This is a genomic window from Priestia sp. SB1 (assembly GCF_038898415.1).
The window spans coordinates 575,204-588,861 of record NZ_JBBJSS010000003.1 but is presented as its reverse complement, the minus strand read 5'-3'; the positions used below and the strand labels follow the sequence as shown (position 1 = coordinate 588,861).

Annotated in this window: 12 protein-coding genes and 1 riboswitch; of the genes, 8 read left to right on the top strand and 4 right to left on the bottom strand. The window is 37.2% G+C overall.

The genetic code is table 11. From position 1 onward, the window contains the following. The 6 genes from WKH56_RS13530 to WKH56_RS13505 all read left to right on the top strand — a co-directional run bounded on the left by WKH56_RS13530 (position 1) and on the right by WKH56_RS13505 (position 7,187). A complete protein-coding gene (locus tag WKH56_RS13530; RefSeq protein WP_028412195.1) occupies positions 1 to 369 on the top strand; it encodes a response regulator transcription factor in 369 nt (122 codons plus the stop codon). Beyond that, on the top strand, positions 359 to 3,235 hold the full coding sequence (locus WKH56_RS13525) for an ATP-binding protein (protein WP_048020111.1): 2,877 nt from the start codon (positions 359 to 361) through the stop codon (positions 3,233 to 3,235). Before WKH56_RS13530 ends, WKH56_RS13525 begins: the two co-directional genes overlap by 11 nt. A gap of 454 nt (positions 3,236 to 3,689) precedes the next feature. Beyond that, complete coding sequence (locus WKH56_RS13520) at positions 3,690 to 4,064, top strand: DnaJ family domain-containing protein (protein WP_014461362.1); 375 nt, start codon at positions 3,690 to 3,692, stop codon at positions 4,062 to 4,064. Between the two features lie 36 nt (positions 4,065 to 4,100). Further along, entirely contained in the window at positions 4,101 to 4,907 is an 807-nt protein-coding gene (locus WKH56_RS13515) for an alpha/beta fold hydrolase (RefSeq protein WP_168760394.1), read from the top strand. Positions 4,908 to 4,919: 12 nt separating this feature from the next. Continuing rightward, entirely contained in the window at positions 4,920 to 5,507 is a 588-nt protein-coding gene (locus tag WKH56_RS13510; RefSeq protein ID WP_047751571.1) for a histidine phosphatase family protein, read from the top strand. 360 nt (positions 5,508 to 5,867) lie between these two features. Beyond that, complete coding sequence (locus WKH56_RS13505; RefSeq protein WP_034269726.1) at positions 5,868 to 7,187, top strand: aspartate aminotransferase family protein; 1,320 nt, start codon at positions 5,868 to 5,870, stop codon at positions 7,185 to 7,187. Positions 7,188 to 7,356: 169 nt separating this feature from the next. Continuing rightward, positions 7,357 to 7,456: riboswitch (SAM riboswitch) on the top strand. A 243-nt stretch (positions 7,457 to 7,699) separates the two neighbouring features. Here the strand turns inward: WKH56_RS13505 and WKH56_RS13500 are convergent. Together WKH56_RS13500 and WKH56_RS13495 are read right to left on the bottom strand one after the other, a co-directional pair. Continuing rightward, complete coding sequence (locus WKH56_RS13500) at positions 7,700 to 8,329, bottom strand: hypothetical protein (RefSeq protein WP_063248252.1); 630 nt, start codon at positions 8,327 to 8,329, stop codon at positions 7,700 to 7,702. Positions 8,330 to 8,382: 53 nt separating this feature from the next. Further along, a complete protein-coding gene (locus WKH56_RS13495) occupies positions 8,383 to 8,961 on the bottom strand; it encodes a YkoF family thiamine/hydroxymethylpyrimidine-binding protein (protein ID WP_231099256.1) in 579 nt (192 codons plus the stop codon). A 513-nt stretch (positions 8,962 to 9,474) separates the two neighbouring features. Between WKH56_RS13495 and WKH56_RS13490 the strand changes: the two genes are divergently transcribed. Then, on the top strand, positions 9,475 to 10,818 hold the full coding sequence (locus WKH56_RS13490; protein ID WP_057239143.1) for a 5'-deoxyadenosine deaminase: 1,344 nt from the start codon (positions 9,475 to 9,477) through the stop codon (positions 10,816 to 10,818). A gap of 491 nt (positions 10,819 to 11,309) precedes the next feature. Next, complete coding sequence (locus WKH56_RS13485; protein WP_328175404.1) at positions 11,310 to 12,635, top strand: NCS2 family permease; 1,326 nt, start codon at positions 11,310 to 11,312, stop codon at positions 12,633 to 12,635. 74 nt (positions 12,636 to 12,709) lie between these two features. On the opposite strand, the gene WKH56_RS13480 is transcribed toward WKH56_RS13485, so the two are convergent. After that, entirely contained in the window at positions 12,710 to 13,261 is a 552-nt protein-coding gene (locus WKH56_RS13480) for a shikimate kinase (protein WP_033578182.1), read from the bottom strand. A 117-nt stretch (positions 13,262 to 13,378) separates the two neighbouring features. Further along, positions 13,379 to 13,552 (bottom strand): YvzF family protein, encoded by a 174-nt coding sequence (locus WKH56_RS13475; RefSeq protein WP_080754382.1) that lies wholly within the window; start codon positions 13,550 to 13,552, stop codon positions 13,379 to 13,381. Between the last annotated feature and the right edge of the window lie 106 nt (positions 13,553 to 13,658).

Here is a 13,658-nt window from a genome sequence, read left to right as displayed (position 1 = left end):
ATGGCAAAAATTTTATTAGCGGAAGATGAAGAAGTGCTTCGTATGTTAGTGGTAGATACGCTTGAAGATGAAGGACATGAAGTGACGGAAGCAGAAAACGGCGAAGAAGCGTTGGAGTTTATTAAAGAACGTGATTTTGACTTAATTATTTTGGATTATATGATGCCCGTGTTCACCGGGCTTGAAGTCATTCAGCAGCTAAAAGAAATGAAAGATAAGCGCCATACAAAAGTATTGATGCTTTCAGCTAAGAATCAAGCTGCTGATCAAAGCCGAGTGTTAGAAGCAGGGGCTGCGTATTTTATGTCTAAACCGTTTAGTCCCCTATTGCTAGCCGAACGTGTTGAGGAAATTTTAGATGAACAATAAACTAAAACGAAAAAGTATCTCAACCCAGTTCATCTTCTTAGCAAGTATCCTTTTACTTGCTTTTGCGGCGGGTTCAACTGTACTTGTTGTACGGCAAAAAGAAATTACAGCTGATTATGCCCAGTACAGGGCACAAGTACGGGAAAAGGCACAGCTGCTATCTACAATTGATAAATCAATGAACAGAGCTTTTTTGCAGGCTCGTGGGTTTATTGCATTTGATTCAGAGGATATGTATAACGAGGCTGCAAGTCAGCAAAAAAGTATCGAAGAAAATCTTGATCGACTTTCAGGTCTAGCGGCAGATAGACGTGAACGTACGTTTGTAAATGAAGCGACGGTGATGCTAAACACGTATTTTAATCAAACGCTTCCTTATTTTAAAGATATTTACGACAAAAAAGGCATTGAAGGAGTCCGCTCTAGTCCTGAGCGGAAGGCTGCTTCTAAATCAATAGAACAAATGCAAAAAGAACTTGATGACTACCAAAATGAATTAACTAAAGACTTAAATACACAGTACGATGACACGTCGAGTGACATGCAGAAAAGTCAAACGTTCTTTATTTTATTTTTAGCGTTTACAGTGGTCATTTTATTATTGCTTACACGGGTATTGCTAAATAAGTTTGTAAAGCCGCTGAGTCAGCTAGCATATACGGCAAGCGAAATTGCTGCGGGAAAAGAAATGCCTATGACATTTGATGAACATAGAAGAGATGAAATCGGTATGCTATCTCAGGCCTTTTACAAAATGGTATCGACTTTGCAAAATAACGAACAGGAGTTAACGGCTCAAAATGAAGAGCTGATTGCACAGCAAGATGAGTTGCACAGTCAGCAAGATGAACTTCAGCACGCATTGGAATTGACAAAGGAACGAGAAGGAGAGTTAGAATTGCGCAATTTATTTGTGCATGGACTAACAAATTCTCTTCACAAGCAAGAAGTTCTCACGAGTGCTGTCACAAACATGAGCCGGGTGATGAAAGCTGATCACGGTTTTATTATGCTAACCGATGAAAAGACACATGCTTCATTTGGTCTATCTTCATCAAGTGTTAAACAGATGATGGAAAACCTTCATAATAATTACATTAATCATGTGCAAAAGACGAAAAAATGTATGGTAGTAAAAAGAGAGTGTATAGAACATGAGCGCCTGTATCACCGGCAAACGTTTTATTTGTATGATGTTATCGTACCGGTGCTGTCTTCACAGGGAGATATGCTAGCCTATATGTTTTACAGCCGCTACGCGGATGAATACACAGAACATGAATTACAGACATTTGAAATATTGGCCAAACAAATTACGATTGCTCTTGAAAAAATTTATATTTACGAAGAGTCTGAGCATGACAGACTGCTATCTCAAGATATTTTAAATTCGATTCAAGAAGGAATGCAGCTTGTAGATACAAGCGGTACGATTCTACAAGTGAATACGAAGACTAGCGAATTGTTTCAATATGAGCATCAAAGCGGGCTTCTTCAGCTTTCTCGTGATCAATGGCTAGATGCTCTCTCTCAAAAAGTCGAAAATATAGAGGAGCTAAGACAATACGTTAAAGCCATTTGTAAGGGAGAGCAAGTAGAAAAGTCTTTTGTTTATTATCTGCATACGGAAGGTAAGCGAAAAGTTATAAAAGTTTATAGCGAATACGTATATCGAAACCGTCAGATGTTTGGCGTATTGTTCGTTCATCGTGATATTACGAAAGAATTTGAAGTTGATCAGATGAAGTCGGAATTTGTAAGCACTGTGAGTCACGAGCTGCGCACACCTTTAGCAAGTGTATTAGGGTTCACTGAGCTTATGCTAAACAAAACATTGAAAGAAGAAAGACAGAAGAAGTATTTAACTACTATTTATCAGGAAGCACAGCGGTTAACTTCTTTAATCAACGATTTTTTGGATGTCCAAAGAATGGAAGCGGGGAAACAAACCTACGATAAAAAGTATCAAGACATTCTGCCACTTATTAAGCAGGTGATTGAGGTCCAGAACATACAAACAAGTAAGCATGAATTTGATATGATTTCCGATCAAGAGCATTTTACAGTAATGGGAGATAAAGATAAGCTTCTGCAATTGTTTAATAATGTAATTAGCAATGCAGTAAAATATTCGCCTGATGGAGGGAACGTTACAGTTAAAGTGTATCAAAAGGAACACGCTGTTTATATTGATATTCAAGATGAAGGAATTGGTATACCAAGTGAAGCGCTAGGACATTTGTTTACCAAATTCTACAGAGTAGATAACTCCGATATGCGCAAAATTGGCGGAACGGGTCTAGGGTTAGCAATTGTAAAAGAAATTGTAAAAGCTCATGGTGGAGACATTACTGTACAATCAGAATGGAAAAAAGGAACAACATTCACGGTTGTTCTCCCGCTTCTACATGAAGTTCAGTACGATGAAGAAATGATGATAAGTGCGAATGATAACCGTAAAAGCGTAGTGATTGTAGAAGATGATAAAAGTTTAGCGACGCTTTTACAGGTAGAGTTAAAAGAAAGCGGCTTTCACGTTCGGTATTTTAATAACGGAGAAGACGCATTAAACTCTATTCATCAGCAAAAGCCTGAAGTGGTTGTTCTAGATATCATGCTAGGAGAAAATAAGTTAGACGGCTGGGATGTTTTAAGGCATCTCAAAGAAAATACAGAGACAGAAAAAATTCCTATCTTAATCTCATCTGCTTTAGACGAAAGAAGCAAAGGATTAGAGCTTGGAGTGTGTGAGTTTCTGATTAAACCCTATCAGCCTAGTAAATTATCTAAAACGATTCTCCAGCTGCTTTTGAAAAAACAAGAGCATGAAGGAGAAATTATGATTCCATCAGATAAAGAAGAGTAGAAATTTGGTGAGGCTTCGTTATATGTACGGAGTCTCATTAAACGAAAAGAAAATTAGTAAAGTAATAAAAAAACATTGAAAACGCTATCAAAATGTGGTTTTATAGAAAGTAGGCATAACATGATGACCTTAGAATTACCTTTTTCCACCTCCTTACATGCGTAAGGAGGCTTTTTTGTATAAATATAGTAAGATAAGATAACAAAACCTCATGCAGAATCGTTTATTGAATTTCAGCTCGTTAACAAACTGCTCAAGAAAGTTTGATAGTGAAAGGAGTGAAGCTCTAGAAACGATTTCACAAAGGGAGGATAGTCTCTCCAAGAAGTGAAGGTAGTTCAATTTTTATAATCATAGTATAATAAAAAATACGGTTATAAAAGCTGTGTTTTTTATACATCTTTTATATAGAAGGTAAGATTGAATTTTATATTTTCTTAAAGGAGGTCTTTCCTTGGATATTGCGTATATAATTGCTGAAGAAAGAATTAGACAAGCAATAAAAGACGGTGACTTTGATAAGCTGCCTGGGGAAGGAAAACCATTAAAGTTAGAAGATTTATCACATATACCTGAAGAACTGCGCCAAGCGTATAGGATGTTAAAAAATGCAAATATGATAAGTGATGAACAAGAGCTAAAACGAGATATGGCTACAATAGAAGAATTGATTTCTATATGCACGGATGCTAATGAAGAACAAAGGCTAACAGAGATGCTTACGGAAAAGCGTTTGCGCTTTGAGCAGCTCGTTGACAAGAAAAAGATGACAAGTTCTGCAGCTTACAGGACGTATCAGAATAAAATTTACTCCAAATTTTTTTATTAATGAGTGTAATAGACGAGACGATCGGAGGGTGAGAACTTGCGGCTGTTAATTTTATTGATTAGTATCATATTATTTATTTCGCTTTGTTTTTATATTTTTGCCCCACAAATAAAACGAGGCGCCCAATCGAAAAATGTGCCGGTTTTATTTATTCATGGCTATTTAGGCAGTCAAAAAAGCTTAGGGAAAATGATTAAACGATTTGAACAAAACGGATGGGGAACTAAAGTAGCTTACTGCGTCGTTCAAAAAGATGGAGCTATTCAGTGGAAGCACATTATGAAAGCAAAAGAGGGAAAACTCCCGCTTATTCATATCGTCTTTAAAAAGCCAGATGCCAGTATTGCACAGCAGCAAAAATGGATTCAAGCTATTATGCAAGATGTACGTGATACATATAAAGCATCTTCTGTTGATTTAGTTGGACATAGTATGGGAGGAGTAACAGCAGCAGCAGTTAGTTTGGCTAACCCTCAATATATTCAAAAGTTAGTTACGTTAGGATCGCCGATTCAAGGATTAGATTATCAGGAATTAATGGAGATGTATCCTCATGCACGCAATCATATTGAATCTATGGGGGCTCGTGATTTAGCTTTTCACTCTATAGCGTTAAACAAGCTATACGAAAGTCGTCAAGATTTCTCAAAAGAGATCGACGTTTTTTCAGGAGCAGGAGATGTGGGAGATAAGACAGATGGAGTGGTAACAGTAGAAAGTGCATACGGACTGCAAGAGTTTACCGAACACATTCATCTCCAAACGTTTCATGAAGCACATTCGGATTTACATGAAAGCTCAGAGGTTGATAAAGCTGTTTATCAATTTTTAAAACGAGATTAAAGGGGGATTACGATGCTTTACTTAATTAGACACGGCCAAACAGATTGGAATAAAAACAAACTTATTCAAGGGCATGCTGATATTCCGCTCAACGAAACAGGAAAGCAACAAGCCAAACGCGTAGCGGAACGTTTTAAAGATATCCATATTGATGTAGTCTACACAAGCGATTTGCTTCGTGCGCAGGAGACGGCTGGGAAAATTGCCGCAGTCGCTAAAGTAGAGAAAGTCGAGGTTTGTGAGCAGCTGCGTGAGCGCTCTTTTGGAGAACTAGAATCAAAGAACGTAGAAGTGCTTCATGAGCTTGTGCCAAACTATGCAACAAATTGGGGAGAAGAACCTTTATATAATATTGAAACACTCGAAGCCGCTCAAGAACGGATGGTTCGGCGTTTAACGGAAATTATGAAGGAGTCTATTGGAAAGAAAGTAGCAGTTGTTAGTCACGGGGCGGCAATTAATACATTCATTCATCATGTAACAAGCGGAGAACAAGGAACAGGGACTACTATTTTACAAAATACATCGATTACAACTTTTGCTTATGAAAGTGGAAAATGGCGTCTTGAAACAATCAATGATGCCAAACATCTTGAATAAATATACTTAAAGAGGCTGTGACAGTAGTATTTTAGTTGAGGGAGGATCCGAACGATTAATCGTTCGGATTTTTTTATGGTTATGGTGAACGCGGGTTTCATATATGTAAGTATTTCTGGCTGTTGATTGGAGGGAAAGGCGAAGGCTCCTATGGGAAAAACGGAAGGGATGAGACTCCGCATATTAATTATATATATAAATATTTATACAATTGATTTTAATAAAAATGCATAGTAAAATAAGTTTTATTACTATTCTATTAAAGCGTTTAGTATAACTGGATTTCCTAATATTGTTTAATAAGTAACTATATTTCGGAATAAGATTAATTGATTTGTATAATTTCAAGGAGGATGTAGTATGTCTAAAGATTGGAGTCACTTATTTGAAAGAATGCCTGAATTGCTAGCACCGACAATGGCTAAAGATCATCCGAATTTGCCCGTTGTGAAAGAAGAAGGATGCTATTATTATGGATTGGATGGTAAAGAATATCTCGATTTTACTTCCGGAATCGCTACGACAAATGTAGGACACAGACATCCGAAAGTAGTAAAAGCAATCAAAGACGGAGCAGATCAATTATTGCACGGTCCTTCAGGTGTCATTATGTACGAATCGATATTAAAGTTAGCCGATGAGTTAGGAAAAGTAACGCCGGGCAATTTAGACTGCTTTTTCTTTGGAAATAGTGGCACAGAAGCAATTGAAGGAGCCTTAAAATTAGCGAGACATGTTACAAAGCGTCCGTATGTTATTTCTTTTTTAGGGTGTTTTCATGGCCGCTCGATGGGAGCTTTAAGTGTTACAACATCGAAAAGCAAATATAGACAATTTCAGCAGCCTTCGGGACTGACATATCAACTTCCATATGCCAATCCAAAAGAGTGCTCTGCGGAGCTAGACAGCGATGTATACTTTACTGAAAAGCTTGAAAAAGATTTTGAAATACTCTTTAAGCACCAAGTCACGCCTGAAGAAGTGGCTGCCGTTATTTTGGAACCAGTATTAGGTGAAGGCGGCTATATTATCCCTCCGAAAAGCTGGATGAAGAAGTTAAGAGAGATTTGTGATCGTCACGGAATATTACTTATTTTTGATGAAGTGCAAACAGGGTTTGGCCGTACCGGTGAATGGTTTGCTGGCCAAACGTTTGATGTTGTACCAGATATTATGGCTATAGCAAAAGGAATTGCTTCTGGAATTCCGCTTAGCGCAACGGTCGCTTCTCAAGAATTAATGAAGCAGTGGCCTCTTGGCACACATAGTACAACATTTGGAGGGAATCCTATCGGATGTTCAGCAGCTCTTGCAACTCTTGAAGTGATGAAAGAAGAACAGCTGCTGGATAACACGAAAAAAATGGGCGCTTATGCATTAGAAAAGCTGCATCTTTTAAAGGAAAAACATTCAGTTATTGGAGATATCCGTGGTTTAGGACTTATGATTGGAATTGAAATTGTTAATCCGCATACGGGAGAAGGAGATGGAGACGCTTTATTCGAGATTTTGGACTTAGCTTTAGAAAAAGGCGTGTTATTTTATTTTTGCGGAAATGCAAGTGAAGTTATTCGCATGGTACCTCCGCTTACTGTGACAAAAGAACAGATAGATGACGGCATTCGTATGCTAGATGAGGCTATTACTTCTTTTGAGAAAAAGTCAGCTGTAAAAGCGTAATAAAAAAATATAAAAAATTTATATATTTGTAACCTAGTTGTCATAGTAATGGTAGCGATATCATAGTTTTAGAGGGAAAACAATTTTCTGAAAAGTAGTTGACATCTGTTTGTGCAGCATGTAACATAATATTTATCTTATCAACAATTATCAACAAAATTCGACAAACTTCTTATCAAGAGAGGCGGAGGGATAGGCCCTGTGAAACCTCGGCAACGGACTTTATAGAACCGTGCCAACTCCCACAAGCAGTGCTTGAAAGATGAGAAGAGACCAGGCTTACTAACAATTGTGATCCCAACCTCTTCTTACAGGCACTTAGACACTGTAAGTGGAGGTTTTAATTTTATGACAAGAATATAACATTTAGATAAAAAACAGCAGGTGAAATTACCTGCTGTTTTTATATGCTGTAAAATGATAAATAACCTACCAGAATTCCTAGTAAAAGCATCCCGGCCGTAATACCAATAATCCACCACATCATTTTTTTCATCGTTTATTCCTCATTATCAATTGACTGTAGCTGTAGATCCGCCAGAAGCGCCGGAAGCCGTACCATAAGCGGTTTGTCTTTTGATTCCAGCATTTTTAGCTGCAACTTTCCACTGCCAGTCAATTCGCCCGTAGGCTCGATTATTTTGTACCCAAGATTTTGAGCTCTTTTTTGAAATAGACACAAGGGGGTTTACGTTTTTTGTGACCACACCTCGTACACTTTTGACTGAAGTTACTGAGGAGCTTTTTGTGTAATAATCTACATACACCGTTAGTTTTGTTGTTGTAAATCCAGCCGCTTTATAAGAAGCTGTATAAGCTGCTGTTTTGAATAAAGATGAAGCCGTTTTTGCTCCGTATGCTGCTGTACTTGCAGCTTCGACCGTGCCGCTGCTCTCTTCAATATCCATTTTGAACAGAGATGGATCCCTTAGTGATTGTACAACTTTTTGTTTTTGTTGACGCGACAGTTTTGAAAATTCATACAGTGAACTTTTATCACCTTGCCCTTTCAAGAACTGCGTGTAAGAAGCAACCGTTAAATGAGCAGGTTTTTCACTAGCCTGAACAGAGTTTGGTACGACTAATAGACATAATAATGCACCTATCAGGGAAAAAGCAAAAAACGTTCTTTTTGTAGCCATATTCATATAAATCCTTTCTAGTACTCTATCTTTATAAATAGATAAGAAGTAATTTATCGTTTTGAAGAAGGGCTGTGTGCTGACATATTAACTGTCATCACGACACGAGCTTGCTGTACAGATTTCATAAAGCATTCGTATAGAGAAGCGAATACTTTGTCCACATCTCCTTCTAAAGCTGTTGCAAAAGGCACGGTTTCGGCAAATACTCCCTGTTGTTTAACTGCGCCAATTCCGCTTTTGATGATGTCTACATAATGCGGCGTATCTAATGGATACAAAGAAAATTGAGTGGATACAGGGAACGAAGCACAAAGCTGTTGGTTTAAAGGCATGTTTTCTTTTGAGTTTATTTTTCTTTCTTCGAAATATTCTTCGTGACGCCCTGTTGAAAACGTGGCATTCAGCACAATATGCTTTTCTGATTTTCCAGCACTTTTATAAATGGCCTGTACAACTTCAAATACGTCTTTGGCAGTTCCTTCAATAAACGTACTAACACGGTCCGTTTTTCGCCGAACTTTAGACATATCCACTTCGTTTAGTGCGCTTAAAATAATATCGATGAAGTTATCGCTCATAACGGAAAGCGTAAAACGACAGCCAACATTTATTTTTTCCAAGTTAATCACCCCTAAAATATAGATTTGTAGTTTTTTAATCATACAAATCATAAAATAACTTTTCTGTTTTGTATAGAAACAGAAGATAGATTCTTTATTTTTAGTAAATATTACATAGAAGAAACGAGAATAAATTGCATAACATGAAAATTAAGGGTGTTAAGAAAAGTCACATAGTGAAAAAGAATAAAAAAACAATGTTAGAACTTCTGACAAAAAGCTGGTATATAGACTGAAAACACCATATTATAAATACAAGATCACATTATTCTCCTGCGATTTCGTATAACCTCTTGAAAAAGGGACTTGGGATTTTATCATAAATCCAACCTCCTAGCTGTATAATCAGCTAGGAATTTTTTTTACCCAAAGTCTCTATCGCCCATGAGGTTACCTGCACTTATTCAACTCAGAGCATGCACCATATATATTTAAGACCAGTGTAAGAAAGATTGCTTGAAGATGTTAGTGTTCGGTTTGAGCTAGAAATAGATAGATGTTACGAAAGAGGGGAAAGAAGGTATGACGCACACATTAATTAAAAATGCAGAGATTATTACGATGAATGAGAAGAATGATATTATTTACGGTGACCTTTATATTGTTGGAAATCGTATTGCAGCCATCGGGAAAAATCTGCATCCGGAAAAGGTAGATAAAGTCATTGACGCAGCAAATAAAACGATTGTGCCGGGCTTTATACATACTCATATTCATTTATGTCAAACTCTTTTTAGAGGGCAAGCAGATGATTTAGAGCTGCTAGACTGGCTAAAGAAGAAAATATGGCCGCTTGAAGCTTCGCATGATGAAGAATCTATCTATTATTCAGCACTGTTAGGGATCGGTGAACTCATTCAAAGCGGGACTACAACAATTGTCGATATGGAAACTGTTCATCATACGGACTCTGCTTTTCAAGCTATATCTCAAAGTGGAATCCGAGCTCTTGCTGGAAAAGTAATGATGGATAAAAAAGGCGACGATCTGCCAAAAGCTCTGCAGGAGACAACGGCTGACTCGATTAAAGAAAGCGTAGAACTGCTTGAAAAATGGCATAATTCAAATAACGGTCGTATTCGATACGCATTCTCCCCAAGATTTGTGCTGTCGTGTACGGAAGATTTGCTGCGTGAAGTGAGCCATTTATCAGCTGCTTACAATGTTCATGTCCATACTCATGCTTCTGAGAATCAAGAAGAAATTCGCATTGTAGAAGCTGAAACGGGTATGAGAAATATCATGTACTTAGACCATTTAGGATTAGCCAATGAGCGCCTTATTTTAGCGCACTGTGTGTGGCTAAACGATCAAGAAAAGCAAATTATTAAGAATCAAGGAGTAAAAGTCAGTCATTGCCCAGGCTCAAACTTAAAACTTGCATCGGGAATCGCAGATGTGCCCAGTTTATTAGAGCAAGGTGTATTTTTAAGCCTTGGTGCTGATGGTGCTCCTTGTAATAATAATTTGGATATGTTCAACGAAATGAGGCTGGCCGCTACGATTCATAAACCCTCTTACGGACCAACAGCCATGAATGCAAAACACGTGCTCGAAATGGCTACAATCGGAGGAGCGAAAGCAGTTGGGCTTGAAAAAGAAATTGGAAGTTTAGAGGTTGGGAAAAAAGCGGATCTTGCCATTTTAAATTTAAATCAGCTTCATACTTTTCCATCTTACGGCGTAGACCCTATTTCCAGAGTTGTGTATTCAGCAACGCGAGGAGATGTAGAACTAACAATGGTTGACGGTGAAATTGTGATGGAGAATCGCGTGCTAAAAACAATTGACCAGGGAATTGTGCTGAAAGAGGCAAATCATTCGATAGATCGTCTTTTAAAAAGAATTCCACTTTTAATTTCGTAAGATGTAAAACGAAGAAGAGGCCGGGATAAAAGTATTTTAACAAAAGTAAAACTCAAATTATTAATCGGAGTTATTGATTAATAATTTGAGTTTTTTGTTGTCAAGGTGAACGTAGGTTTCATCTGTTTAGTTGCTTCTAGCTGTTGATTGGAGGACAAGGCGTAGACTTCTGCGGTTATTCCATTTATTTGTCTTTAGAATGGATTTATTTAGTTATGTCTCAATCTCTTTTTTGTATAAATGAGTAAAAAGAGTACTCTTGCAACAGACTAAAAAGATAAGAGAAATAAATTTTCAAAATTCCAAACTAACGGAAGATAAAAATTTTTATAATGATAGCGTTTTCCACCTTTGCATATCTACAAATTAAGACTATAATAGGACAAAAGATTTTACTTTGAAACGTAAAATCCTCCTAAATCGTGTCCTTTTTAGGACATTTGAATAGGTAGGATTTTTTATTTTTTTTTAGAAGTAGGGAGGCGCGCGTGTTGGAGCGTAACGGAATATTAGAGCGCTTGTTTAAACTATCAGAGCGCAACACAACACCAAAACAAGAAATACTAGCAGGACTTACAACTTTTATGACGGTCAGTTATATGGTAATCGTCAATCCCATTATCATGTCTGACGCGGGTATCCCTCGAGAAGCGGCTCTTGCAGCTACCATTTATGCCATTGTATTTAGTACGTTGCTGATGGCTCTATGGGCAAACTTCCCGATTGTAACCGGTCCAGGGATGGGTTTAAATGCGTTTTTTACGTATTCAGTAGTATTAGGACAAGGATTGTCATGGCAAACGGCACTTGGAGCAGTTTTTATATCCGGGGTCTTATTTTTTGTTTTAACGGTAACAGGAATACGCGGAAAGATTATTGATGCCATTCCGAACGTATTAAAGTCTTCAATAGCAGTTGGAATTGGTCTTTTTGTTGCGTTTATCGGTTTGAAAAACGCTGGATTAGTTGTGGCAAACGAGTCTACTTTTGTAGGGCTTGGAAATGTCATGGATAAAGGCCCGTTACTTGCTATTTTTGGGCTGATATTAGCAGCTGTACTGATGGCTAAAAATGTAAAAGGTGCTCTTATTATAAGTATTTTTGCTACGACAATATTAGCAATGATTGTAGGAGTACAAGCAGTTCCACATTCTCTGAAAGACGTCTTTTCAGCTACGCCGCCAAGCGTTGGAGAAACATTCTTTCAAATGGATTTAAAGGGTGCAGTTGCCTACGGCATTTTTTCAGTTGTATTTTCTTTCACCATCGTAGAATTATTTGATACGCTAGCGACATTGATTGGACTATCTAAAAAAGCAAACTTAGTAGATAAAAACGGTAAAATTCCAGGTTTAAATCGCGCGCTTGCAGCAGATTCAATTGGTACAATGGCGAGTGCTATTTTTGGAAGCACTGCGCTAAATACGTATATTGAAAATGCAACAGGTATTGCAGAAGGAGGGCGTACCGGCTTAAAGGCATTAACGGTTGCCATCTTATTTATATTTACCTTGTTTTTTGCACCGCTTATTCAATTTATCCCAAGCGTTGCTACTGCTCCAGCACTCATTATTATTGGTTCGCTTATGCTAAGTGACATTCGAAACGTTAACTTCGACGATTTCACTGAAGTTGTTCCCGCTTTCTTAACAATTGTCATGATGCCGTTAACCTACAGCATTGCAGAAGGGTTAGCATTCGGCTTCATTTCATACACAGCGATTAAACTGTTTGCAGGACGCCATCGCGAAATTCATTGGATGATGTATGTAATCACCATTGCCTTTTTTATCAATTTTTATATGAGTTCCCATTAGGAATGAAAAAAGACGTAGCATTAAGCTACGTCTTTTTTTGTAAAGGCTTGTTGAGGGAACAAACCTTTATTTCATTAAGGTTGATAAATATCCCAAGCTGTTTTTAATGAATCAACGATATAGTTAGCTACTTCTTCGATATCCAAATTATCAGTTTCAACTTTTGAATGGTGGTTTGAGTAGATAGCTTGACGGTCGTAAAATAGCTTTTCAATATCTTCTAAGCTTCTTCCTTGTAAAACAGGACGGCTATCAATGATCAAACTAATGCGTTCTTTCCAAGAATCCCAAGACAAATCTAAAAAGAATACGATGCAGTTAGATAAACAAATCTCTTGAATTTCTTCTTGTAAAAAAGCGCCTCCCCCTAAAGAAATAATTTTTAAGCGCTGCTGTGAAAGTCGACTTATTACTTCTTTTTCTTTTTGTCTGAAGAAAGTTTCACCGTGCTCTTTAAAAATCTGAGAAGTAGGCATATTAAATTCTTTTTCGATTTCTTGATCTATATCAACAAAATCTCTATACAATTTTTTGGCAACCATTTCTCCAATAGTTGTTTTTCCTACCCCCATAAAGCCGATAAACACAATACTTTTCTCTCTAAGAGATATGTCGTTATATGCCATTTTTAAGCCTCTTTCTGATTTTTAAATACAAATCGGATGTTATAGTAAATACTGAAATTATAATATAAATCCTTTAGTTTGTAAAAGCTACTATTCTTCTCTGAAATAAAGCAGAAATTATTTTTTAGGGTGCATAGAAAGATACACCCGAGTATCTTTTTTGTGCTCATATTTTGGATTAGCGCTTCGCGTATATTCTTTTGACTGATGTTCTATATGGTAGTTCTGTTCAAATTGTTTGATTGCTTCATTAATTTCTTCTTGTGTTCCCATTAATCTTACTTGCAGCATTGTAATGTCTCCTTCCATACACTTTGCTTTTTGACTATATCATGAAATGAAAAAGAAGTAATTTTATTTTTGTTGACGAACTTGTATATACAGGTTAGAATAAAAA

Excerpts from the sequence above, each read along its gene's own strand:
- WKH56_RS13510 (WP_047751571.1), top strand. The coding sequence starts at position 4,920 with ATGCTTTACTTAATTAGACACGGCCAAACAGATTGGAATAAAAACAAA.
- WKH56_RS13490 (WP_057239143.1), top strand. The coding sequence starts at position 9,475 with ATGACGCACACATTAATTAAAAATGCAGAGATTATTACGATGAATGAG.
- WKH56_RS13480 (WP_033578182.1), bottom strand. The coding sequence starts at position 13,261 with ATGGCATATAACGACATATCTCTTAGAGAGAAAAGTATTGTGTTTATC.
- WKH56_RS13525 (WP_048020111.1), top strand. The coding sequence starts at position 359 with ATGAACAATAAACTAAAACGAAAAAGTATCTCAACCCAGTTCATCTTC.
- WKH56_RS13500 (WP_063248252.1), bottom strand. The coding sequence starts at position 8,329 with ATGGCTACAAAAAGAACGTTTTTTGCTTTTTCCCTGATAGGTGCATTA.
- WKH56_RS13475 (WP_080754382.1), bottom strand. The coding sequence starts at position 13,552 with ATGCTGCAAGTAAGATTAATGGGAACACAAGAAGAAATTAATGAAGCA.
- WKH56_RS13530 (WP_028412195.1), top strand. The coding sequence starts at position 1 with ATGGCAAAAATTTTATTAGCGGAAGATGAAGAAGTGCTTCGTATGTTA.
- WKH56_RS13505 (WP_034269726.1), top strand. The coding sequence starts at position 5,868 with ATGTCTAAAGATTGGAGTCACTTATTTGAAAGAATGCCTGAATTGCTA.